At 44.8% G+C, this 25,908-nt stretch carries 16 protein-coding genes; 6 read left to right on the forward strand and 10 right to left on the reverse strand.

The window, feature by feature from the left end; genetic code table 11:
• Positions 1-306: 306 nt before the first annotated feature.
• Genes BACCELL_RS24300 through BACCELL_RS24315 form a run of 4 tightly spaced genes read right to left on the reverse strand, consistent with a single transcriptional unit; the run spans position 307 to position 4,021 of the window.
• Positions 307-1,881 (reverse strand): peptide chain release factor 3, encoded by a 1,575-nt coding sequence (locus tag BACCELL_RS24300; RefSeq protein ID WP_007214807.1) that lies wholly within the window; start codon positions 1,879-1,881, stop codon positions 307-309.
• A gap of 23 nt (positions 1,882-1,904) precedes the next feature.
• On the reverse strand, positions 1,905-2,762 hold the full coding sequence (gene rfbD, locus BACCELL_RS24305) for a dTDP-4-dehydrorhamnose reductase (protein ID WP_007214808.1): 858 nt from the start codon (positions 2,760-2,762) through the stop codon (positions 1,905-1,907).
• 46 nt (positions 2,763-2,808) lie between these two features.
• Positions 2,809-3,351, reverse strand: coding sequence for a DUF4924 family protein (locus BACCELL_RS24310; protein ID WP_007214809.1), 543 nt, complete (start codon positions 3,349-3,351; stop codon positions 2,809-2,811).
• Positions 3,352-3,367: 16 nt separating this feature from the next.
• A complete protein-coding gene (locus BACCELL_RS24315; protein ID WP_007214810.1) occupies positions 3,368-4,021 on the reverse strand; it encodes a LysE family translocator in 654 nt (217 codons plus the stop codon).
• 182 nt (positions 4,022-4,203) lie between these two features.
• Here BACCELL_RS24315 and purL point away from each other — a divergent pair, with 182 nt between their 5' ends.
• The 4 genes from purL to BACCELL_RS24335 all read left to right on the forward strand — a co-directional run bounded on the left by purL (position 4,204) and on the right by BACCELL_RS24335 (position 13,301).
• Positions 4,204-7,908: a phosphoribosylformylglycinamidine synthase gene (purL, locus tag BACCELL_RS24320; RefSeq protein ID WP_044154361.1), complete on the forward strand. Its 3,705-nt coding sequence runs from the start codon at positions 4,204-4,206 to the stop codon at positions 7,906-7,908.
• Between the two features lie 187 nt (positions 7,909-8,095).
• Positions 8,096-12,109, forward strand: a complete 4,014-nt coding sequence (locus BACCELL_RS24325; RefSeq protein ID WP_007214812.1) for a hybrid sensor histidine kinase/response regulator transcription factor — start codon at positions 8,096-8,098, stop codon at positions 12,107-12,109.
• A 44-nt stretch (positions 12,110-12,153) separates the two neighbouring features.
• Positions 12,154-12,702, forward strand: a complete 549-nt coding sequence (locus BACCELL_RS24330) for a chromate transporter (protein WP_007214813.1) — start codon at positions 12,154-12,156, stop codon at positions 12,700-12,702.
• 50 nt (positions 12,703-12,752) lie between these two features.
• A complete protein-coding gene (locus tag BACCELL_RS24335) occupies positions 12,753-13,301 on the forward strand; it encodes a chromate transporter (protein ID WP_007214814.1) in 549 nt (182 codons plus the stop codon).
• A 15-nt stretch (positions 13,302-13,316) separates the two neighbouring features.
• Here BACCELL_RS24335 and BACCELL_RS24340 read toward each other — a convergent pair whose 3' ends face one another.
• Together BACCELL_RS24340 and BACCELL_RS24345 are read right to left on the reverse strand one after the other, a co-directional pair.
• The gene (locus BACCELL_RS24340; protein WP_007214815.1) at positions 13,317-14,822 is read right to left on the reverse strand and encodes a glycoside hydrolase family 10-like protein; all 1,506 of its coding nucleotides are present in this window, start codon (positions 14,820-14,822) and stop codon (positions 13,317-13,319) included.
• A 26-nt stretch (positions 14,823-14,848) separates the two neighbouring features.
• Positions 14,849-16,786 carry a sensor histidine kinase gene (locus BACCELL_RS24345; protein ID WP_025726243.1) on the reverse strand — a complete coding sequence of 646 codons (1,938 nt, stop codon included), beginning with the start codon at positions 16,784-16,786 and terminating at the stop codon, positions 14,849-14,851.
• A 162-nt stretch (positions 16,787-16,948) separates the two neighbouring features.
• Between BACCELL_RS24345 and uvrA the strand changes: the two genes are divergently transcribed.
• The gene (gene uvrA / locus BACCELL_RS24350; RefSeq protein ID WP_007214817.1) at positions 16,949-19,726 is read left to right on the forward strand and encodes an excinuclease ABC subunit UvrA; all 2,778 of its coding nucleotides are present in this window, start codon (positions 16,949-16,951) and stop codon (positions 19,724-19,726) included.
• 179 nt (positions 19,727-19,905) lie between these two features.
• On the opposite strand, the gene BACCELL_RS24355 is transcribed toward uvrA, so the two are convergent.
• The 3 genes from BACCELL_RS24355 to BACCELL_RS24365 are packed head-to-tail and all read right to left on the reverse strand — an operon-like array spanning position 19,906 to position 22,064.
• The gene (locus BACCELL_RS24355) at positions 19,906-20,391 is read right to left on the reverse strand and encodes an outer membrane beta-barrel protein (RefSeq protein ID WP_007214818.1); all 486 of its coding nucleotides are present in this window, start codon (positions 20,389-20,391) and stop codon (positions 19,906-19,908) included.
• 9 nt (positions 20,392-20,400) lie between these two features.
• On the reverse strand, positions 20,401-20,634 hold the full coding sequence (locus tag BACCELL_RS24360) for a hypothetical protein (protein WP_007214819.1): 234 nt from the start codon (positions 20,632-20,634) through the stop codon (positions 20,401-20,403).
• Positions 20,634-22,064 carry a carbon starvation CstA family protein gene (locus BACCELL_RS24365; protein WP_007214820.1) on the reverse strand — a complete coding sequence of 477 codons (1,431 nt, stop codon included), beginning with the start codon at positions 22,062-22,064 and terminating at the stop codon, positions 20,634-20,636. Before BACCELL_RS24365 ends, BACCELL_RS24360 begins: the two co-directional genes overlap by 1 nt.
• A gap of 171 nt (positions 22,065-22,235) precedes the next feature.
• On the opposite strand from BACCELL_RS24365, the gene BACCELL_RS24370 reads away from it, so the two are divergent.
• The gene (locus BACCELL_RS24370) at positions 22,236-23,711 is read left to right on the forward strand and encodes a glycoside hydrolase family 10-like protein (RefSeq protein ID WP_007217388.1); all 1,476 of its coding nucleotides are present in this window, start codon (positions 22,236-22,238) and stop codon (positions 23,709-23,711) included.
• Positions 23,712-24,601: 890 nt separating this feature from the next.
• Here BACCELL_RS24370 and BACCELL_RS24375 read toward each other — a convergent pair.
• Positions 24,602-25,804: a hypothetical protein gene (locus tag BACCELL_RS24375; RefSeq protein WP_007214823.1), complete on the reverse strand. Its 1,203-nt coding sequence runs from the start codon at positions 25,802-25,804 to the stop codon at positions 24,602-24,604.
• Positions 25,805-25,908 lie beyond the last annotated feature (104 nt).

A 25,908-nucleotide genomic window follows, 5' to 3' on the forward strand; every position in this document is an offset into this window, starting at 1 on the left:
TTTGCAAGAAGTTCATACCTTATATAAAATCTTATTTCCTGATGCATGGAATCTCCTTACTTTATTACGGCAAAGGTACTTATTAATAAACGACCCACTCCAGTTGGTAGAGTGAACAACTGGAGTGGGTCAACTGAACAACTCTAGTCGGTAGATTGAACAACCCCAGTCGGTCATTCATTAAAAAGTATGCAAGGATGTCTATAAAAGGGAGGGAAGACTTACAGTATATACAAAAAAATATAGGGATACAAAGTTTCTACCCTTTGCATCCCTGTATCTCTCAATCCCAATTCAGAATACGAATCAGAACTCGCTTGTAAAGTGGAATTTTATATTCTTGAAGTCCATCTGAGCCATTTGCAGAACATATCCGCTATCCGCCAAGAAGACATCCCTCCCCTCACGGTCTTTCGCCATATACTGATACTTACGCTTCTTGAATGCTTCCAGTTCTTCAAGATTATCGCTCTCTATCCAGCAAGCCTTATAAAGGCTCAACGGCTCCCAACGGCACTTCGCACTATATTCATTCTCCAGGCGATACTGGATAACCTCAAACTGCAACTGCCCTACCGTACCGATAATCTTCCGGCCGTTGAACTGGTTGACAAACAACTGTGCCACACCTTCGTCCATCAACTGATCGATACCTTTGGCAAGCTGTTTCTGTTTCATCGGGTCAGCATTCTCGATATACTTGAACATCTCCGGTGAGAAACTCGGCAGACCACGGAAATGAAGCATTTCTCCTTCTGTCAGCGTATCACCGATCTTAAAAGAACCATTGTCCGGCAAACCGATGATATCACCCGCCCAAGCCTCGTCAACAGTCGTCTTACGCTGTGCCATGAACTGTGTGGGCGAAGAAAAACGCATCGTCTTTCCATGACGCACATGCAGGTATGGAGCATTACGTGTAAATTTACCTGAGCAAATCTTACAGAATGCGATACAAGAACGATGATTCGGGTCGATATTCGCCGTAATCTTAAAGACAAATCCGGTGAATTTAGGCTCTTCCGGTTCCACTTCACGTTCTTCCGCCTGTACAGGACGAGGGCTTGGAGCTATCTCTACAAAGCAATCCAGCAACTCTTGCACACCAAAGTTATTCAGAGCTGAACCAAAGAATACAGGTGCCAGTTCGCCCTTCAGATATTCTTCTTTATCAAATTCAGGATAAACTCCATCTATCAATTCCAACTCACCACGCAACTTATCAGCCAATTGCGCACCGATTTGCTTATCCAGTTCTTCGGTATTGATATCTACCTCCACCTTTTCCGTCACCACTTGCTTGGAAGGCTGGAAAAGATTCAGATTGTTTTCGTAGATGTTATAAACTCCCTTAAAGCGCACACCACTTTCGATAGGCCAGGTCAACGGACGTACATGAATGGCAAGTTCTTCCTCCAGCTCATCCAACAAATCGAAAGGATCTTTGGCCTCACGGTCCATCTTATTGATGAATATAATGACCGGCGTATTACGCATACGGCACACTTCCATCAACTTACGCGTCTGTGTTTCCACACCTTTGGCACCATCTACAACGATGATAACGCTATCTACAGCAGTCAACGTACGATATGTGTCTTCAGCGAAATCCTGGTGACCGGGAGTATCGAGGATATTAATCTTATACTCTTTATAGTCGAACTCCATCACAGAGGTGGTTACAGAGATACCACGTTGCTTCTCTATATCCATCCAGTCCGATGTAGCGGTTTTCTTTATCTTATTGCTCTTTACAGCACCTGCCACTTGGATCTGTCCACCAAAAAGCAATAGCTTTTCAGTCAAAGATGTTTTACCGGCATCCGGATGCGCGATAATCGCAAAGGTTCTTCTCCTCTCAATTTCGTTATTATTGGCCATATATAAAATTTGGTATAATATTATTATTGGGCATTCAGTTTTTCAATACATACTTTCAGACTCTCTTCCCAATGAGGTACTTCAATGCCGAAAGTCTTCTTAATCTTCGTCTTATCCAATACGGAATAATGCGGACGTGGTGCCTTTGCCGGATACTCATCCGTATGTAAGGGACTCACCTTGCATGTCGTGATATCCGCAATGCGATGTATAGCCACCGTAAAATCATACCATGAACATACGCCTTCATCACTGAAATGATAAATACCCGGTACAATACCCTGATTAATGGCAGCATAGATAGCTTGTGCCAGATCATTTGCATACGTCGGCGTACCAATCTGATCAAAAACCACACCTAAAGACTCACGCTCACGTCCCAGACGAATCATCGTTTTCACAAAGTTATTTCCATAAATAGAGTATAACCATGCTGTACGAATTACCATCGCTTTCTCACAATTCTGCATAACTTCCTTTTCTCCCCCCAGCTTGGTAAAGCCGTAAACAGAATTAGGACAGGGTTCGCAATCTTCTTTATAAGGTATATGCGCTGTTCCATCAAAAACATAATCCGTAGAAACCTGTATCATAGCAGCACCATGGGCCTGCGCAGCACGTGCCAGTATTCCCGGAGCTTCCTGATTCAGTTTGCGGCACAATTCTTCATTATCTTCCGCTTTGTCAACTGCTGTGTAAGCAGCACAATTCACTACAACATCAATCTGATTCTCTGCAATGCAAGCCTGTACAGCTTGTTCGTCACAGATATCCAATTCCTGTACATCAGTAAAAAAATAAGTGTGTTGCGGATTCTCTTTTGCAAGAACTTGCATCTCGTTGCCAAGTTGTCCGTTGGCTCCGGTTACTAATACTCTCATGCTTTATCTATTATTTACAATTTACTATCTTCGAAAGTTATTCCGGTTATTCATCCAGTTTCAACTCCCCTTTCTTGTCCTTTTCGTAATAATTGGCAAGCAAAGAAATGAAACTGCTGATAGTCTCTATCGCCTTTGCGGTTCCCTCCGTGACTTCTTTCTTCTGCAAACGCAGCAATAAAACACCATACAAAGCCTCAAAACAGGTTTCCAGTTCCGGTTCCTCCTGCTTCCCACTCTTCTGACGAAGTTCTACGATGAAAGGCAATGCTTTGAAATAAGCCGCACTATAATAAGGATATTTCGGTGATGCCAGCAGTTCTACGTGCAATTCCGTCAAATTCACTATTACATTACGATTGATTTGCAGATGTCCCTTTTCCTTCACTCCTTCTGTACGCATCATGTCTACCAGATTACCATACCATTCTTCGAGTGCCGGATGTTCTTCTTCCGGATAACGGGAGATAATGTTTTCGCGGATCTTATCGATATCGCACTCATTGGCACGTATCAAATCTTCCACTTGCCACATATATATAAGGTATTCCGCGATATTTTTCGCTTTCAGTTGTTGCGCTATCTTCATGATTCTATGTTTCTGCTCAGTAAAGTGACTCGCCCATCAACGTAAACACCAACCCAAACACAGACACGACAATGACAATGCCTCCGATGATACGATTCAATATCCAGATGCCACGCAGGTTGAATTGCGTACGGACTTTATTTACAAAGTAAGTAATGCCAAACCACCATGCCAACGCCCCCAGTGCAATAGCCAGGTATCCGGTGACCGCTTCAAACACCAATACCCCCTCACTGACGAAGGCAAAGCGTGCAAAGAGGCCGATAAAGAGGAATATAATAAGTGGATTGGATAATGTGACGGCAAAGGCGGTAATGAAGTTATGAAAATAAGAACCTTTGTTGGTTGAGACGGGACGGATGGACTGGACGGGATTACTGCGAAACGTATAAATGCCAAACGCTAACAGCATGATGCTTCCGAACAACTGCAAATAAAAGATATTTTTATTTACGTAATCGAATACGAAGCTCATTCCGTACCCTGTCAGCAAGGCGTAAGCAATGTCACTCAACGAGGCTCCCAGACCTGTTATGAAACCATACCAACGCCCCTTATTCAACGTACGCTGGATGCACAACACACCCACGGGTCCTAATGGCGCAGACACAACTACCCCAATAATAAAACCCTTCCATAATATATCGAATATGGTCCTTATCTCAATCATGGCTGCAAATATCGTACTTTTTTATGAGACGAACCAATTGTGTTAACGTTTTTTCGACCGATTATCATAAAACACTCAATACTTTACTTTTGACACCCTTCTATTTTTTATTCCTTTTCTTTCTCTGCACCAACGATTTTATGTATCTTTGCGCCAAAGAACGAAAAATCAAAAATATCAGTATGATTCTTTTTTTCAGAACCCCATCCAAGAGCGTGATGGCCGTAGAATGTGACCACGCACTCACCCAGGCAGAAAGCGACAAACTCTGCTGGCTTTTTGGAGAAGCCACCCCCGAAAGTGAAGAAAACCTGAAAGGACATTTCGTTGGTCCGCGCCGCGAAATGATTACTCCTTGGAGTACAAATGCTGTGGAAATCACCCAGAATATGGGCTTGAGCGGTATCTCACGCATCGAAGAGTATTTCCCCGTAAAGGACGAAAACGCTGACCGCGACCCGATGCTGCAACGCATGTACAAGGGACTGGATCAGGAAGTATTCACCACCAACCGTAAGCCGGAACCGATCGTCCATATCGAAGACCTGGAAGCTTACAACGAAAAAGAAGGTCTGGCACTCTCTAAAGAAGAGATGGACTACCTCAAGAAAGTAGAACAAGACCTTGGACGTAAACTGACTGACTCCGAAGTATTCGGTTTCGCCCAGATCAATTCCGAACACTGCCGCCACAAAATCTTCGGCGGGACATTCATCATCGACGGTGTAGAACAAGAGTCTTCCCTCTTCCAAATGATTAAGAAGACTACACAGGAAAATCCGAATAAAATCATTTCAGCTTATAAAGATAATGTAGCTTTTGCCGAAGGTCCGGTAATAGAACAGTTTGCTCCGGCAGACCACTCAAAACCCGACTACTTCCAGGTAAAAGATATCAAGAGTGTTATCTCACTGAAGGCTGAAACACACAACTTCCCTACTACCGTAGAACCGTTCAACGGTGCATCTACCGGTACAGGTGGAGAGATTCGTGACCGTATGGGCGGTGGTAAAGGTTCCTGGCCAATTGCCGGAACTGCCGTTTACATGACTTCATATCCCCGTACAGACGAAGATCGTCCCTGGGAAGAAATCCTTCCGGTACGCCAATGGTTGTATCAGACTCCCGAACAGATTCTGATCAAAGCATCCAATGGTGCCAGCGACTTCGGCAACAAGTTCGGCCAACCGCTGATCTGTGGTTCTGTACTGACTTTCGAACATAAGGAAAACGACGAAGTTTACGGTTACGATAAAGTAATCATGCTTGCCGGCGGTGTCGGTTACGGTACGAAACGTGACTGCCTGAAAGGTGCTCCGGAAGCCGGTAACAAAGTAGTCGTGATTGGTGGTGATAATTACCGTATCGGCTTGGGTGGCGGTTCCGTATCTTCAGTAGATACCGGACGCTACAGTAGCGGTATTGAGTTGAACGCCGTACAGCGCGCCAATGCAGAAATGCAGAAACGTGCCTACAACGTGGTACGTGCCCTCTGCGAAGAAGACAACAATCCGGTGGTATCCATCCACGACCATGGTTCAGCCGGACACGTAAACTGTCTCTCCGAATTGGTGGAAGAATGTGGTGGCGTGATAGACATGAGTAAATTGCCCGTAGGTGACAAAACCTTGTCTGCCAAAGAAATTATCGCCAACGAAAGCCAGGAACGTATGGGATTGCTGATTGAAGAAGAAGCTATCGAGCATGTACGTAAAGTGGCTGAACGTGAGCGTGCCCCAATGTATGTGGTAGGTGAAACTACCGGTGACCATCGCTTCGCTTTCCAACAAGCTGACGGTGTACGTCCGTTTGATCTTGCCGTAGAACAGATGTTCGGCTCGTCTCCCAAAACTTACATGGTAGACAAAACAGTGGAACGCCACTACGAAATGCCTAAATACGAACAATCCAAGTTGCACGAATATCTGACGAATGTATTGCAGTTGGAAGCTGTTGCCTGCAAAGACTGGTTGACCAATAAGGTAGACCGCTCGGTAACCGGCAAGATTGCCCGCCAACAATGTCAGGGTGAATTGCAATTACCGCTAAGTGACTGTGGCGTGGTTGCTCTCGACTATCGTGGTGAGAAAGGTATCGCCACTTCACTAGGACATGCTCCGCAAGCTGCACTGGCAGATCCGGCAGCTGGTTCAGTACTTTCCGTCAGCGAAGCACTGACCAACCTGGTATGGGCTCCGATGGCTGAAGGAATGGACAGCATCTCCCTCTCTGCCAACTGGATGTGGCCTTGCCGCTCACAGGAAGGTGAAGATGCACGTCTCTACACCGCTGTAAAAGCATTGAGCGACTTCTGCTGTGCACTGCAAATCAATGTGCCTACCGGAAAAGACTCTCTATCCATGACTCAGAAGTATCCCGACGGTAGCAAAGTAATCTCTCCGGGAACCGTAATCGTTTCTGCAGGCGGTGAAGTTTCTGATGTGAAGAAAGTGGTTTCTCCCGTACTTGTTAACAACGAAAAGACAACGATTTATCATATCGACTTCAGTTTTGATACATTGAAACTGGGTGGCTCTGCCTTTGCGCAATCATTGGGCAAGATTGGCGACGAAGTACCCACTGTACAAGATGCCGAATATTTCCGCGATGCTTTCCTTGCCGTTCAGGAACTGGTGAACAAAGGACTGATTCTTGCCGGGCACGATATTTCTGCCGGTGGTCTGATTACTACCTTACTCGAAATGTGCTTCGCCAATGTAGAAGGTGGTATGGAAATCAATCTCGACAAGATGAAGGAACACGACCTCGTGAAACTCCTGTTTGCCGAGAACCCGGGTATTGTTATCCAGGTAAGCGACAAGCATAAGGAAGAAGTAAAACAAATATTGGAAGATGCCGGAGTAGGTTTTGTGAAGATTGGTAAGCCGACCGACGAACGCCACATCCTCGTATCTAAAGATGATGCTACTTATCAGTTCGGTATCGACTATATGCGTGATGTTTGGTATTCTACTTCTTACCTGCTCGACCGCAAGCAATCTATGAACGGTTGCGCCAAGAAGCGTTTCGAGAACTACAAGATGCAGCCACTGGAATTCGCTTTCATGCCCAGCTTCAAAGGTAAATTCTCTCAATATGGTATCGACCCGAACCGCCGTACACCGACAGGCATCCGCGCAGCAATCATCCGCGAAAAAGGAACAAACGGTGAGCGCGAAATGGCTTACTCCCTGTATCTGGCAGGCTTTGATGTGAAAGACGTCACCATGACCGACCTCATCAGCGGACGTGAGACACTGGAAGACGTGAACCTGATTGTTTATTGTGGTGGTTTCTCCAACTCAGACGTACTGGGTTCTGCCAAAGGTTGGGCAGGAGCTTTCCTCTTCAATCCGAAAGCTAAAGAAGCACTCGACAAGTATTATGCACGCGAAGATACGCTTTCATTGGGTGTTTGTAATGGTTGCCAGTTGATGATGGAATTGAACCTCATAAATCCCGAACATAAGAAAAACGGTAAAATGCTGCATAATGAATCTCATAAATTCGAATCGAGATTCCTGGGACTTACCATTCCTACCAACCGCAGCGTAATGTTCGGCTCTCTGAGTGGCAGCAAACTCGGTATATGGGTAGCTCACGGAGAAGGAAAATTCTCTTTGCCTTATGACGAAGATAAATATAATGTGGTAGCCAAATATAGTTATGACGAGTATCCTGCCAATCCGAATGGCTCCGACTACTCCATAGCAGCCATAGCAAGTGCCGACGGGCGCCATCTGGCTATCATGCCTCACCTAGAGCGCTCTATCTTCCCGTGGCAGAACGGTTGTTATCCTGCCGACCGCCTGCACAGCGACCAGATCACTCCATGGATGGAAGCCTTCGTCAATGCACGTAAATGGGTAGAAGAAAAGGTTAAGTAGTTCTGACTACAATCTATAAGTGAAGCACAGGCGCAGGTTATAATATACAACTTGCGCCTGTTGTCGTCTAAACAATGCGAGGAATCGAACACTATTCTTCTTGCTTTCGTGTTGCTTTTATCAAACAAAATGCATATTTTTGCGTTAATTTCACAAATACCCCCAATAACGAACGACCGTAACTGTTATGAGAAAATTTATCATTTTCTTTTTATTCACATACATTTCCTCCTTCTGCATCGCCCAAACTTATAAATATCTCGGCGTGGAAGATGGCTTGAGCAATCGTAGGATATATGCTATTCAGAAAGGGCCGAAAGGATATATGTGGTTTCTTACGCACAATGGCATTGACCGCTATGACGGAAAAAATTTCAAGCAATACCGACTTATAGACAGCGAAATAGAAGTTAACTCCATGCTCAATCTGAGTTGGCTATATGTTGGTGTGGATGGAACACTGTGGGAGATAGGCAAAAAAGGAAGAGTATTCCGCTATGATGCCAAACATGATCGCTTTCAACTTGTATACAAGCTACCTGATGAAGTGGTAAAAGGAAATCCGACTCCCGTAAGCTATGGATTTATTGACAGCAACAATATTGTATGGCTCTGTAACGAAGAAGCATTGTATCTCTACGATACGAATACTGAAAAAACCACCGTTATCAAAAACCATATCGGAGAAAGTATTACGGATATCGAGCAAATCGGCCCTGACCATTATTTCATCGGTACAGACGTCGGTATACATCATGCCGAATTAAAAGACGACGTTCTCAACCTTTCTCCATGCAACTGGCTTGATAAACTGAAGATGCAAGTCAACGAGTTATATTTCCACAAAGCAAACCGCAAACTATTCATCGGTACATTCCAGAAGGGTATTTATCTGTACGATATGAATATTCATCAAACTGTAGAGCTGAATGTCGGTTTGCAGGATGTCAGCATTACACGTATCAAAGCCTTCAATGACAAAGAAATATTGATAGCTACAGATGGTGCCGGCATATATAAAATGAATGTGGAGACCTATGAGTGCGCCCCCTATATCGTGGCGGATTACAATAGCTATAATGCCATGAACGGCAATAGTATTTACGACTTCTATGTAGATGATGAACGCATCTGGATAGCCAATTACCCTATCGGCATCACAGTACGCAACAATCAATATGCCAGTTATGAATGGATCAAACATTCTATTGGCAACAAGCAATCGCTCGTCAACGATCAGGTAAATGCCATCATCGAAGATCACGAAGGTGATCTTTGGTTTGCTACCAATAACGGTATCAGCCTCTACTCTACCAAAACAAAACAATGGCACTCATTCCTCAGCGTGTTTGACAATGGTAACGTAACCAAAAACCATGTTTTCATTTCTTTGTGCGAGGTATCACCCGGCATTATCTGGGCAGGTGGATACACTTCGGGCATCTACCAAATCAATAAAAAACAGATGAAGGTGGAGTTCTTTACTCCTTCTACATTTGGCGATTGTGATATCCGTCCGGATAAGTACATACGCTCTATCATAAAAACTTCCGATGGCAGTATCTGGTCCGGTGGCTATTACAATTTAAAGCAAATAGACTTCAACCGTAAAAATATACGTGCTTATCCGGGACTTAGCGGAATTACGGATATTAAGGAGAAGGATGCGCAACACATGTGGATAGGTACTGCCACAGGACTGTATCTGCTGGACAAAGAAACCGGCAAGTATCAGTGTATATCGATGCCGATAGAGTCTTTCTACATTAACGCGCTTTATCAGACACCAGACAGTTTGCTGTACATCGGGACCAGCAACTCCGGATTACTCATTTATAACCATCAGCGAAAATCGTTTGAGCATTTCCACAAAGACAACTGCCCGCTGATTTCCAATAACATATATACCATTCTTCCGGACGGAAACAAAAGTGTCCTGCTGAGTACGGAAAACAGTCTGACAAGCTATTACCCGGCTGGAAAGATATTTCATAACTGGACTAAAGAACAGGGACTGAAGAGTGATCATTTTAATTCAACATCAGGCGTACTGCGAAAAAACGGAAACTTCATTCTTGGAAGTACGGACGGAGCAATAGAGTTCCACAAAGATATGATGATTCCACGCAATTATGAGTTCAAAATGATATTCAGCGATTTGCGCGTATTCTATCAAACCGTTTACCCCGGCGATGAGGGTTCACCGCTGGAAGTGGACATAGATGAAACTCAAGTGTTAAAGCTGAAATACAATCAGAACATATTCTCTCTACGGATATCTTCTATCAACTACGATTATCCGTCATTGATTCTGTATTCCTGGAAACTGGAAGGTTTCTATGACGGATGGAGCCGTCCTGAGAAAGATTGCATGATCCGGTTCACAAATTTGAATCCCGGAAAATATACATTACGGGTACGTGCCATCTCCAGTGAAGACCGACGAATCGTTCTTGAAGAGCGTGACATGGAAATCATGATAGAACAGCCCTTATGGCTCAGCATATGGGCATTAATACTTTATGCCGCCGTGATAGCCGCAATTGTCATTATCACATTGCGTGTCATTATCCTGCGCAAACAGCGTAAGGCTTCGGATGAGAAAATACGTTTCTTCATCAATACAGCGCATGATATTCGTACCCCGTTGACACTGATCAAAGCGCCACTGGAAGAACTCAGTGAAAAGGAAAATCTGACACCGAGCGGACGAAGCAATATGAATACTGCCATACGAAATGTGAACGCCCTGTTGCGACTGACGACCAATCTTATTAACTTCGAACGTGCAGACACTTATTCCAGTGCCCTATATGTATCCGAATATGAGTTGAGCACCTACATGGAGGAAATGATCAATGCTTTCCGGGCTTATGCCGACGTAAAACGTATCAGCCTGACTTATGAAAGTAATTTCCGCTACATGAATACCTGGCTTGACAAGGATAAGATGGATTCGATTCTGAAAAATCTGATATCCAACGCCTTGAAGTATACACCGGAAGGTGGAAGCGTACATATCTATACAGCAGAAACAGAAGACTATTGGAGTGTGGAAGTAAAGGATACGGGTATCGGTATTCCGTCCTCAGAACAGAAAAAACTCTTTAAAATACACTTCCGGGGTAGTAACGCCATCAACTCGAAAGTAACGGGTAGTGGTATCGGACTGTTACTGGTATGGAAACTTGTTCACCTGCATAAAGGCAAAATCAACTTTACAAGCACGGAAGGAAAAGGCTCCTGTATTAAAGTCACATTCCCAAAAGGTGAAAAACCTTATCGAAAAGCTATTCACAGTCCGAAACCGGGAAGTGAGAAAGTTGCTTATGCTGAATCGGGAGTGCCTAAGAATGTTACGCCAAACATTGCTTATGATGCAACTAAACAGAAACAACAGCAAAACAGTGATCTTCCGAAAATCCTGATTGTGGAGGATAATGATGAGTTGAGGGAATATCTCCGCAATACACTGTCGGACGACTATAACATACAAGTATGCAGCGATGGCAAACAAGCACTCGAAATAGTCAAGGAATATATGCCTAACATGATTATTTCGGATATCATGATGCCGGAAATGCGTGGAGACGAATTGTGTCATGTCTTAAAGAATGATATTGAAACCTCTCACATCCCCATCATTTTGCTCACAGCACTGAATAATGACCGCAACATCATTGAAGGATTGAAGACCGGAGCAGATGAGTATATTGTGAAGCCTTTCAATATAGGTATTCTCCGTGCTACGATATCCAACATCCTGACGAATCGCTCTTTGCTGCGACATAAATATGCTAATCTGGAACTGAATGATGATGAAGATGCCACAACTTGTACCAATTGTTCCACCGACCTTGACTGGAAATTCATTTCTTCCGTCAAGAAGCATGTGGAAGAAAATATGGATAACGGTGCACTCAATGTGGAAATGCTCTGTTCATTACTGAATATGAGTCGTACCAGCTTCTATAATAAAATAAAAGCCCTGACCGACCAGGCTCCGGCAGACTATATCCGATTGATACGTCTGAAACGTGCCGCACAATTACTGAAAGAGCAGAAATACAGCATAACTGAAGTTGCAGAAATGACTGGTTTCAGCGATGCGAAATACTTCCGGGAAGTATTCAAGAAGCATTTCAGTGTCAGCCCGAGCCAATATGCGAAACAGAAAGAAGAAGGTGAAGAAGGGGAATAAAGTGGTAGAGTGATATCATATTATCACATTATAACATTAAAACTATGAATATTTATTTAGAGGCATTCGGCCTTTTTTCTAAAATAGGAGTTTTCACTATCGGAGGTGGCTATGCCATGGTGCCACTCATAGAGGAAGAAATTGTAGAGAAACGAAAGTGGATCGCCAAAGACGATTTTATAGACTTGCTTGCCATTTCCCAATCGACTCCCGGCATTCTTGCGGTTAACATTTCCATTTTTATCGGATATAAGTTGCGGGGAATTCGTGGAAGTATAGTCACTACTTTAGGGACAATTCTACCCTCATTCCTCATTATTCTTGCCATAGCTATGTTCTTCCACAATTTTAAGGATAATCCGATAGTGGAACGGATATTCAAGGGTATCCGCCCGGCAGTAGTTGCACTGATTGCCGCTCCTACATTCAGTATGGCTAAGTCAGCCAAAGTCAACCGTTACAATGTCTGGATACCCATTGTATCTGCACTAATCATCTGGCTACTGGGATTCTCACCTATCTGGGTAATTATCATCGCCGGTGTAGGAGGATACTTATACGGACGGTTACACCATCCCAAAGTTGAAAGTTGAGAAAGTTGGCTGCGCATCATAAATCATAAATTATAAATCATAAATCTCCTATGCTTTATTTTCAGTTATTCTATACATTCTTCAAAATAGGCCTTTTCGGCTTTGGCGGCGGATATGCCATGCTTTCGATGATACAAGGTGAAGTAGTCACACGCTACGGGTGGTTGACACCACAAGAGTTTACAGATATTGTAGCTATCAGTCAAATGACTCCCGGACCTATCGGAATCAACTCGGCAACGTATGTAGGCTTCACGGCTACCGGAAGTATATGGGGTTCTGTCATCGCTACTTTTGCCGTAGTACTTCCTTCATTCATCCTGATGTTAGTTATCAGTAAGTTTTTCCTGAAATACCAGAAACATCCGGCTGTTGAAGCAGTATTCAGTGGATTGCGCCCGGCAGTGGTAGGGCTACTGGCATCAGCGGCCCTGGTATTAATGAATACAGAGAATTTTAGTTCACCTAAAGAAGATATGTACTCGTTTATCGTCAGTTGCATCATCTTCCTGGTGGCTTTTGTGGGTACCCGGAAATATAAAGTCAATCCGATAGTGATGATTATAGGCTGCGGAATAGCAGGTTTCATATTGTATTAACAAAAAAGGTGAAGCTTATAGCTTCACCTTTTTTGCCACTATCTTCGACTCATTATGCAGTCGGTCGAGTGCTGTTACCACATAGCGATATTTAGTCTTTCCATTTTCATAGGGTAACTTATAGAAGTTATCCCGCGTGATGGCTACAATATGAGAAGGATCACTGATGTCCACTTTCTCTTTAGCATCGAAACGGTAAATCACATACTGTACGGCACGATCCATTTCATCCTTATACTTCGGTGCTGTCCAGAACAAAAGATACCCATCTTCTGTCCACACCGGTTTCATCTTGCGCACTTTATCCGGCGCTTCATTATCCATGAAATCAAAAACAGGAGGCAAGGCGGGATATTTGTGGTATTCAGCCATCAAAGCATCACGATACTTTCCGGCATTCTCCACCACTGCACTTGCAGGCCACTGACAACTTCCGCCAATCGTCTGATAAGCACGTTGCAACGCCATCTTACGTGGAAGCTGGTTCATGGAAGGAGTCTGCGGATCAGCATTCTGCACCGTATTCATTACCGACTGACCGATGAACAAAGGACGATTTTCCGTATTCTTTGCCCACCACTTCACCAATGTCTCATAATCAGCTACCGGATGACCTATCTGCCAGTATATCTGCGGAATGTTATAGTCTATCCAACCTTCACGGGCCCAAAGAAGCACATCAGCATAAAGATCATCATAGTTTTGCAAACCATTGGTCTTACTACCCAGCGGATCACTCTTCTGATTACGGTAAATACCAAACGGAGAAACACCGAACTTAACCCACGGCTTCAATTCGCGCACTGTCTCATGAATTTTCTTTATCAACACATTGACATTACTGCGACGCCAATCCGCTTTATTAGAAAATCCACCGCCATAACGGGCAAAGCTGGCATCATCCGGGAAGTCTACTCCCTGTTTAGGATAAGGGTAGAAATAATCATCCATATGAATAGCATCAACATCGTAGCGGGAAACAATATCCGTAATCACCATACAGATGTGGCGACGGCTTTCCGGCAATGCAGGGTCGAAATAGACTTGGTCACCGTAAGTAACAAACCATTCGGGATGGATATTATAAACATGGCCCGGCGCCAATTCATTCTTCAGTGAAGTCTTCACACGATAAGGATTAATCCAGGCATGAAACTCCATACCACGCTTGTGGCACTCTTCAATCATAAATTCCATGGGATCCCAATAAGGATTGGGTGCTTGTCCCTGTACACCGGTCAGAAAGCGGCTCCACGGTTCCAGTTGCGAAGCATAAAGAGCATCGGCTTCGGGACGTACCTGAAAGATAATGGCATTAATGCCTGCCTCTTGCAGGGAGTTCAACTGACTGATCAGGGTCTGTTTCAACTTCTCGGTGGGAATTCCGCGGAATTGTCCGTTAACAGCTTGTATCCAGGCTGCACGAAATTCACGTTTGGGGTATCTTTCGGGTTGGAATTGCGCTGCCACTGTCAGAGAAAAGAGCAGGGCACATACGCACAAAAGGGTTCTTACTTTCATTCTTTATAAAATCTGATTAGGGTTTATCAATTCATTGGCCATTCAACAACTACACGGACACCACTATTGTACGAAGTATCCAGGTAAATCTTTCCATCTACAATATCCATCACCTGACGGGCAATGGAAAGTCCCAGACCTGTACCGGGAGTAAAGCTATCTACTTTAAAGAAACGCTCGAAAACAGTTTCCTGATATTGCGGTTCAATGCCGATACCAGTATCTTCTATTATGAAACGTATGATATTATTCTCCTTATCTTCCTCGCATTGCAGACGGATCACACCCTTTTCGGTAAATTTCCCGGCATTATCCAACAAAAGGGTAAGCACACGTTTCATCCAGGCTCGTACCGTCTGTATCACCGGGACATCCGGAGAGGGAACCCATTGCAGTTCCACACCTTCTTTCTGCTTCCCACCCAACTCATCTATACATTCAAGACAGCAGGCATTCACATCCACCGCTTCTTTGGGCATATCCGCAGTCTGTGAGTCCATATCGGCAATATCTATAATATTATCAATCAGTTCTAACAAATAAGCACTGTTCTTCTCTACCTGACTGGAATATTCACGGGCATCTTCCACATCCAAGCCTTCTTCGGCAAGCAATGCAGAAAAACCTACTACAGAATTAAGCGGTGTACGCAACTCATGCGTGACGTGCTGGATGAACGAACTCTTAATGCGCCCCATCTTTTGCAATTCCTTACGAGCAACATCCAGTTTCCGGTTCATGGAAAGAGTACGAATATAAAGGTAAGTAACCAATATCAATAGCAGCAATATCACACAACCCGCCCCAAACACAAAAGCCAGACGCTCACGGCTCATTTTCTCACTCAGTTCCAGCTTCTCCATCTTCAGACGGTCAACCTCAAACTGAGCGGTATATTTGTTCAGCTGTTCATCCATCTCTGCCGTACGCACAGAATCATTCAACTGAGAATACTCTGCAAAAGCACGACATGCCTCCTTGTAATGTCCGGTCTGTTCCAGCATAATGGCTTTTTGCCGGTAGTTTCCCGGATAATAATTGCCTATCGAACGCTGGTAATCAATCAGAGAATCCATATAAGCCACGGCATTGCCTATGTTACCCAAGATCTGACTGCACATAATTTTATAGCCGAACCAGCCCTCCTGTGAAATAGACTCTTTATTTTTAAGATAATAAGCATTTGCTTCACGAATATAAGGTGCTGCCGCTTTCTCTCCTTTTATCCCCAAAATAGCAATAACCCGGAACTGATAATAGCGCATATACAAAGCTTCTCCTATTACAACATCCTTCCCCTCTACTGTCTTCCCCAACTGTCCCAACCGGTCCAGATAAGGCACAGCGTCACTATATGACTGACGTGCCAGATAAGTTTGAATGATATTGAGGGAAACGACATAAGCATCACGGTAATATTTGCCTTCTTCAAAGTGCTTCAATGCACTGTCATAATATTCAAGGCATAGCTTTATATTCTGACCGAACACACGGTGATTATAACCTATACACATTTCACCGGATGCCATGCCGTATTTATCTTTCCGTTTCTCGGCGTCTTTGCAGAGTAAATCCGTCTCCTTCATCACCTCTTCCTGCATCCCTTTTTCGGTCATTCGCTGGATGTACTGCCTCCATGCCTGATAGCGATCGGTATTACGGTGGCAACGATCTGCCCAGTCCATATATTCATAAGTCACCAGGCGCAAACTGTCCGTATCTCCTAATTCATAATAATGACTGGCAAGAATAGCATAAGCGTCACTGATATTAGCCGTATCCTTCCGTTCTTTTGCCAATTCAAGGAAGTGCATACCCAAAGGCAGAAAATTCGGTTTACCATTCGCTTTCCGTACACTGTCGGCAAGCGATTTCAGATCAATTGTATCTTGTCCCATAACTGTCCCGAAACAAGAAAACAAGCATACCAACATGGCACACAGGCATATCCGAGGGTATTGCATAAGGATGATTGGTTTTTAAAATGCGCATAAAAATAGTGCTTTTCCCGCTTGTATGTCAGCAACTATTTAAAAGTATAACAAATCTTAACCTGCCAATCATTATACATATTTGAATTGCAGTGATTATCTTTGCAACTTAAATTCACTTTAGTGACTCAGATTATGACCAAAAACAACTCCATACTCATCAAAGGCGCACGCGTCAACAACCTGAAAAATATAGACGTAGAAATACCCCGAAACAAACTTGTTGTCATCACCGGGTTGTCCGGTTCAGGTAAATCCTCCCTGGCATTCGACACACTTTATGCTGAGGGACAACGTCGTTATGTAGAAAGTCTGAGCAGTTATGCCCGCCAGTTCCTGGGACGTATGAGCAAGCCTGAATGTGACTTTATCAAAGGGATTCCGCCTGCCATCGCCATAGAACAGAAGGTGAGCAGCCGCAATCCACGCTCCACTGTCGGCACCTCTACCGAAATATACGAATACCTGCGATTATTGTATGCCCGTATCGGACGGACATTCAGCCCCATTAGCGGAGAGGAAGTAAAAAAACATTCCACTGAAGATATCGTAAACTGTATGTTAGGCTATCCGGAAGGGACAAGATACACAGTGCTCGCTCCGATACTACTGCGTGAAGACCGCACAATGAAACAACAACTGGACATTGATATGAAGCAGGGCTTCAACCGTCTGGAAGTAAATGGAGAGATGATACGCATTGATGAATATGAACCCAAGAAAGGAGATACCGTTTTTTTATTGATAGACCGTATGGTAGCATCCAAAGAAAAAGATGCGGTCAGCCGACTGACGGACTCTGCCGAAACGGCGATGTACGAAGGCGACGGTGCCTGTCTGCTCCGGTTCTATCAGCCTGACGGAACCACCAGCCTGTATCGCTTCAGCACCAAATTCGAAGCAGACGGTATTGCTTTTGAAGAGCCGAGCGACCAGATGTTTTCCTTCAACTCCCCCATCGGTGCCTGTCCTGAGTGCGAAGGTTTCGGTAAAGTAATCGGTATTGATGAACATCTGGTGGTTCCCAACCGTTCGCTGTCCGTTTACGACGGTGCTGTTGTCTGTTGGCGTGGCGAAGTGATGGGTGAATGGAAAGATATGGTGATACGAGGTGCCGAAAAAGCCGGATTCCCCATCTTTACACCTTACTATGAGCTGACGGACGCACAACGCCGGATGCTATGGGAAGGCACTCCTTACTTCCAGGGTATCAACGCCTTCTTTAAGATGGTGCAGGAAAATCAGTACAAGATACAATATCGCGTGATGTTGGCACGTTATCGTGGCAAAACACTGTGTCCGAAGTGCCATGGCACCCGCTTAAAACCCGAAGCCAGCTATGTACGAGTAGGAGGACGAAATATTTCCCAACTCGTAGATCTGCCGATTACGGAGTTGAAAAACTTCTTCGATAACCTGCAACTGGATAAGCACGACAAAGATGTTGCTACCCGTATTCTCATGGAAATCAACAGTCGTATCCGCTTCCTTCTCGATGTCGGATTGGGATATCTGACACTGAATCGTCTCAGCAACTCGCTTTCGGGTGGTGAGAGCCAACGTATTAATCTAGCCACTTCACTGGGCAGCAGCCTGGTAGGTTCACTCTATATCCTTGACGAGCCCAGTATCGGACTACACAGTCGCGATACCGACAAGTTGATACACGTATTGCGTCAATTGCAACAACTGGGTAATACGGTTGTCATCGTGGAACATGACGAAGAAATCATTCGTGCAGCGGATTACATCATAGATATCGGGCCGAAAGCCGGCCGCCTGGGCGGACAAGTGGTCTATCAGGGAGATATGAAAGATTTGCAGCCGAACAGCGACAGCTACACCGTTCGTTATCTGCTGGGAGAAGAAGAAATTCCTGTCCCGGAACATCGCCGCCCATGGAATAACTACATAGAACTGACCGGGGCACGCGAAAATAACCTAAAAGGGGTAAACGTGCGCTTTCCTCTGAATGTAATGACTGTAGTGACCGGCGTCAGCGGATCGGGAAAGAGTACCCTGGTACGTGATATCTTCTTCCGTGCCCTGAAACGCGAACTGGATGAGTGCAGCGAACGTCCGGGCGAATTCGCTTCTATCGGCGGTGACCTGCAAAACCTGCGAAATGTAGAATTTGTAGATCAGAACCCTATTGGCAAATCCAGTCGTTCAAATCCTGTAACTTATATCAAGGCTTACGACGAAATCCGCAAACTATGGGCAGATCAACCACTTGCCAAACAAATGGGATACACTGCCGGCTACTTTTCATTCAACAGTGAGGGCGGACGTTGCGAAGAATGTAAAGGTGACGGAACCATCACAGTAGAAATGCAATTCATGGCCGACTTGGTGTTGGAATGTGAAACCTGCCACGGGAAACGCTTCAAAGCTGATACACTGGAGGTTAAGTTCCATGATGCTAACATCTACGATGTACTGGAAATGACCGTGAACCAAGCTATAGAGTTCTTCACTAAACACGGACAGAAGAAGATAGTAAAAAAACTCGCTCCACTACAAGATGTAGGATTAGGCTACATCAAACTGGGACAGTCTTCCTCTACCCTTTCAGGTGGTGAAAACCAACGCGTGAAGCTGGCTTATTACCTCAGTCAGGAAAAGGCAGACCCTACCCTGTTCATCTTCGACGAACCGACCACAGGACTACATTTCCATGATATTCGCAAATTATTGGAAGCTTTCGATGCCCTGATATTACGTGGACACTCCATCGTAATCATCGAGCATAACATGGACGTTATCAAGTGTGCCGACTATGTGATAGACCTCGGACCGGAAGGTGGTGACAAAGGTGGAAATCTGGTAGCGGCAGGTACACCGGAAGAAGTGGCAAAATGTGCGGCAAGTTATACAGGACAATTCCTGCAAGAAAAACTGCACATGAAATAATTGAGTGAAACTCATCTCATGAGACGGATTATTCTGTCTCGTGAGATAAAAATATCCGTCCCATGAGATAAAAAAAATCGTCCCACAAGACAAATTGTTTTATCTCATAGGACAATTTATAATAATCTGCAAAGCGGAAAAATCTTAGCTTGCTTTATTCATAGCAGGAGTTATGTAAGTTAGAAGTAGAAACCGAAACCAACCTTCAGACCAAATACCGAACGGTCACCGTTTACGTTCCAATACACAGCCGGCTCAAGTGTCACCGTCCTCGACAGAAAGAAAGCGTACCCTGCTTCCGCACCGAAAGAAAACTTGGTATCATCGCTTGTCCCCCAATCCCAACGGTCTACGTTGACATCAGCACCCAGATATAGACCAATCTTACTGAAATAATAACGACCGCCCACACCGAGTGTATAAACATCCGTATCACCTCCTTTTTCATTCCATTTGGCTCCTGCATGTATCAATAACGCCACATTATCCAGCAGAAACGCACCACCTTTGGCTTCAATGCCAAATGAAGTCTTGTCTGTCTCTGTATTATGCGACAAACCTAAGCCGGAAATCGACGGATTCAAGATCCACTTTCCTTTTTCAAATTGTGCCTGGGCAGCCACTGTGGCCACAAGCAGACAAACGAGTAATGCTAATTTTTTCATTGTTACTTATTAGTTTTTGGTGTTATTGTACTTTTCATCTTCCTCTCTACGTTTTCGCTGCAAGTCTTCTTTCTTACGCAACACCAACCAGAGGATAAACACAATGATATAGGATGCTGCAACAGTGACGTATTTTTCCGTATCACTGATAACAGTGTTGCGCGGCAGGAAATAGGCTGCCGTAGCACTCACATAGATAAGCAGAGCAATCGTGATGCTTGTAGATTTTTTAAATCTCTTCATTACCAAAGTTTTTTAGTCGTTTTAAAATACCAGATACTAAACCAGAGCACAGCTACCACAGCAGCCAGAATGGCAACACCGAGAGCAGTCTGAGGTCCTAAGCCAAAGCCTTCGGGGGCTATACAGATGTATGTTATACAAACAGTTGTCATAAATACAGCCGGAACATAAGTTACATAAAAGTAATGCCCTTTCTTTTCACGTACCAGATAGACGGTAATCGCCCAAAGCGTAAAGACGGAAAGCGTCTGATTGGTCCATGCAAAGTAACGCCAAATCATGTCAAAACCCTCTTTGTCGCTCAAACTGTAGAGCAACAAACCGATAGCAGCGAGAAACATAGGAATACATATATACAAACGACGACGCATGGATTTTTGTTCCATTCCGAGGAAGTCTGCCACAATAAGGCGGGCAGAGCGGAAAGCGGTGTCACCACTCGTGATAGGCGCGGCAATCACACCTAATATAGCAAGGAATCCTCCCACAGTACCGAGCCAATCTTTGGTGATAGCATCCACTACTACGGCAGCATTCGTCTCCCCCATTCCGTTTTCATGAAAGAAATAGGTGGCAGCTGCCGCCCAAATCAGGGCAACAATACCTTCGGTAATCATAGCACCATAGAACACAGGGCGACCGTGACGTTCACTCGTCATACAACGAGCCATTAACGGACTTTGCGTAGCATGGAAACCACTGATAGCACCACAGGCTATGCTGACAAACATAATCGGGAAAATGGGTAGTTCAACAGCATTAGGGTTCGTATTCTGTAATCCGTCCCAGAATTCCGGTAAGACAGGATGCTTCACATAAAGCATCACCAGTATACCCACCGCCATAAAAAGCAATGCAACAGCAAAAAGCGGATATATCTTACCTATGATTTTATCAACCGGCAACAAAGTGGCAAAAATATAATAGATAAATACTACTATTATCCAGAACGTAACATCCAAAGATTCCGGTGTCAGTTTTGCCAGCAATCCGGCAGGGCCGGCCACAAAGACAGCTCCTACCAATATCATCAAAAGAACTGTAAAACCGCGCATCACCTGCTTGGTAGTTACTCCCAGATAGCGACCGATGATCTCCGGCAAGCTTTCACCGCCATTACGCAGAGAGAGCATACCTGCCAGGTAATCATGTACGGCTCCGGCAAAGATACTGCCGAGCACAATCCACAAATAAGATGATACACCAAATTTAGCCCCCATAATAGCACCGAAGATAGGACCCAAACCGGCAATATTAAGAAATTGTATCATGAAAATCTTCCAGGTGGGCAAAGGGATATAATCCACCCCATCGGTCTTAGTCAAAGCAGGCGTCTTACGATCGTCAGGGCCGAAAATATGTTCGATGAAACGCCCGTAAAGAAAATAACCTGCTATTAATGCCAACAGGCAAAGCGTAAATGTAATCATGGTGCGTTATTCATTATTTTTAATGGACGCAAATGTAATAGTTTCTAAGGAAACTGCACAACATTCTCAAGTGTTTTACTTATCTTCGCCGCTAAAAATGACAGAAATAAAGAAGGAAAAGAGAATTTGTTTAGAATAAGTATTAGGTATTACAATAAAATCTCTATCAACATGAAACAGTTACTTCTCACTATATTATTTATCACATTCGTTCTGCCCCTTACCGCGCAATCCGCCGGTGAGATGGTTACCCGTCCTCCAAAATACGAAGTGCGCGCTGCCTGGGTCACCGCCGTCTATGGTTTGGACTGGCCCCGTACCCGTGCCACCAGTCCCGAAGGCATCCGAAAACAAAAGGCAGAACTAGTCGAGATACTTGACCGACTGAAAGATGCCAACTTCAACACTGTGCTCTTCCAGACGCGAACGCGCGGTGACGTGCTCTACCGCTCGAAGATAGAACCGTTCAACTCCATTCTGACTGGGAAAACAGCTGCTGATCCGGGATACGATCCACTGGCTTTTGCCATAGAAGAGTGTCATAAGCGCGGTATGGAATGCCATGCCTGGATGGTAGCCATTCCGTTAGGCAATCGCAAGCATGTTGCCAATCTGGGCAATGCCTCCGTAACCAAACAGAAATCCGCTATTTGTGTGCCTTATAAGCGTGAATACTTCCTCAATCCCGGAAATCCGGCAACCAAAGAATATCTGATGAGCCTTGTACGCGAGGTTGTGGAAAAATATGACGTGGATGGCGTCCACTTCGATTATCTGCGTTATCCGGAGAATGCTCCCCGATTCCCAGACACCTATGATTTCCGGAAATATGGCAAAGGACGCGACCTCGCCCAATGGCGCAGGGATAACATTACGGAAATCGTCCGACACCTCTACAAAGGTGTGAAAGCTCTGAAACCCTGGGTAAAGGTAAGTACCTGCCCTGTAGGAAAATACCGTGATACCTCTCGTTATCCTTCCCGCGGATGGAATGCTTTTCATACTGTTTACCAAGATGCACAAGGTTGGTTGGGTGAAGGCATACAGGATCAGATATATCCCATGCTTTACTTCCGGGGTAACCATTTCTATCCTTTTGCTCTCGACTGGCAGGAACAAAGTAATGGTCGCCAGATCATTCCCGGACTGGGTATCTATTTCCTCGATCCCAGTGAAGGAAACTGGACACTGGATGAAGTGGAGCGTCAGATGCACTTCATCCGTACCCACAAACTGGCAGGTCAGGCCCATTATCGTGTGAAATATCTGATGGACAACACACAAGGGTTGTATGATGTATTGGAAGAGGACTTTTATACCGCTCCTGCCCTGCAACCTGCCATGCCCTGGATAGACAACGTGCCACCGACAGCCCCTACCCACCTTACTGTCACTCGACTGCCGGACGGATACATCCACCTCAGTTGGATGCCCGCCACGGACAACGACAAACGTAATGTACCGACCTACGTCATCTACGGCTCGGACACTTACCCGGTGGATACCTCCAATCCGGAAAATATTATTGCCCAGCGAGTACAAGGAACGGAATACACGTATGCTCCCGTCCGCTTCTGGACGGCAAAGAAGTATTTTGCTGTCACTGCCGTGGACCGTTGTGGCAATGAAAGCGAAGCGGGCAGATGACCCTCCCAAATGCCACACTCCAGCGTCCCCAATGCCACACTTGAATGGGTGAAACGCCACACTTGAACAAGTGTGAAGTGCGGCATTGGGGACGCTGAAGTGCGGCACCGGAAGCGGTGAAGTGTGACATTGCGAACGCTGAACTGTGGCAACCGTACAGCAAGCCGCGGCATCCGTACGACGAGACTCGACATTGGAAAAATCAGCAGCAGCAGTGTTTCTTTCTTTTTCTTCTGCTGCTGTTGTTAGTATATCTTTTATATTCTCTTTATTATCCGTATCAACACTTTCACTAATAACACTATCATTCAGCGTTTTATCTGATTTTTCGGTGCGTTTTTCCGCCTTTTCCCTCGACGTTTTTTGTCGTTTTTCGTCATTTTTTGACCAGGAAACCGACGATTCCGATACATTTCCGGTCGTTTTCGGAACCGTTTTTCGAACCGAATCTTCCGGTTTTCCCGTTTTATCCGCAACTGTTTCCTCCCGCTTTTGAACCGGTTTATGCAGTGGGTTCAGTTCGGCAGGCGCAAAAGATCCGTCCTCTTCAAAATCGAAAAGCTCGTAACCGAGAATGATCTTCTTGACATAAGCAAAAGATATCTTATGCATCTTGCAGTAAGGACGCAAAAACTCCATATCGACACATGAGCCGGGCAACATAGCCAATTTCTCGATAACGAACCAATAAGCCCCTGTTCCCTTGAGCTTTTCCATTTTCAACAGATATTTCATTCTGGGATCGTGCATAGCCATCAGCGGATGCTGCAAATAGAAATTCCTTTTCATCTTTCTTTATGTTTTAGTTTAAAGCCATAAAGATAAGAATAGCATGTGAGACAGTCGGAGGTTACGTGAGGTTCCGCGAGGTTAAATGAGGTTCCGTGAGGTTAACGCACCTCCACCCGCACGTAAGCCCGGTACCTGCTTTGAGGAGTAACCGGCACCAAGGCCAGATAGCCGGAGACGATTCTTCCTTCCTCCACTATCAATGGATAATCCCTCATGTCCTGTTCATGTTGCGTCCGCAAAGCCTCGGCAGAAGGGAAATTGTCGACATTAAAAATTCCTTTGCTACCGGGAGCGACGAAATTATCATAAAGCTGACGGGCAACCATCCCCATAGTCATGCGCACATTAATTTCAACATGTGGATAAATGGCGTACGGATATCCTCTCTGATCCGGACAGATCATCATATCTATCCCCATAGGACCGGAATAATACCTACCATAAATTCCTTCTATAACTTTCTGTAAATACTCACGAATGCACACAAAGGCTTCTAAAGGGATATACCGTAGAATCCACTGTTCCACTTCTTCATTAGAAACCAGCATATTACCACGATAAACACCTTTCTCATCCGTAATAAAATGCGAGTAGCCGCTAAACAGTACCTTCCCCCTACCATTGGAGTAGAATTCCATGGCAAAATCCCCCTCCTTTTTATATATAGGTTCCAGTATAAGAGCCCCGTGGTTCACCAGTTCCCGACGACACCAATCAGCCGTAGATTTCGTCAGACCACGGCGACACCAACGCAACCCCTTTCCGCTGCCCGACCACACGGACTTGAACAGGTAACCGTCCTTAAAATCATCGACTATATCCGGAACGCAGAATTCCTTGCCCTCCCCTGATATCAGAAAATGACGTCCACAAACACATTTGAGGGTTTTATTCAGTTCAAACGTCATAGCAAGAGCCATCCCATACGCACGGGAAGAAAGCATACGACACTCGCGCAACTCTGCTTCCGTAGGAAGTTTATGTTGGGCAATACCGGCCTTCTGCATACGCTTGCGGAAAGCGCGATTCCATCCCCAAGGTACAATTTGGGATTCCGCATAATCGGGTAATTCCGGTTCAGTGACCAATTGCACGGAAAGGGGGAACAATTGTTTCATTTTTTGCAGGTAATCAGCGTTATAGGCCGAAGGAGCAAGTACTGCACTGCCGGGTTGGGCATACCAAACGGGTAATAAAGCAAGATCTTGGGCCATGCGACAGGCAGAAGCGGGAGCCATATAATTTTCTTCATTATTAGCAAGTGCCATGTCCGTGTCTGGGTTAAATACATAGAGTTTCATACTATTACAGTTCTTTATTATTTAAGGCCGCAAAATTACAGAGAAAAACAAGGTAAAGCAAATATATAAACTTCACTAACAAAAAAGATATTTTGCCATCTCTA

Origin of the sequence: Bacteroides cellulosilyticus DSM 14838 (genome assembly GCF_000158035.1) — a bacterium.
GTDB classification, from domain to species: Bacteria; Bacteroidota; Bacteroidia; order Bacteroidales; family Bacteroidaceae; genus Bacteroides; species Bacteroides cellulosilyticus.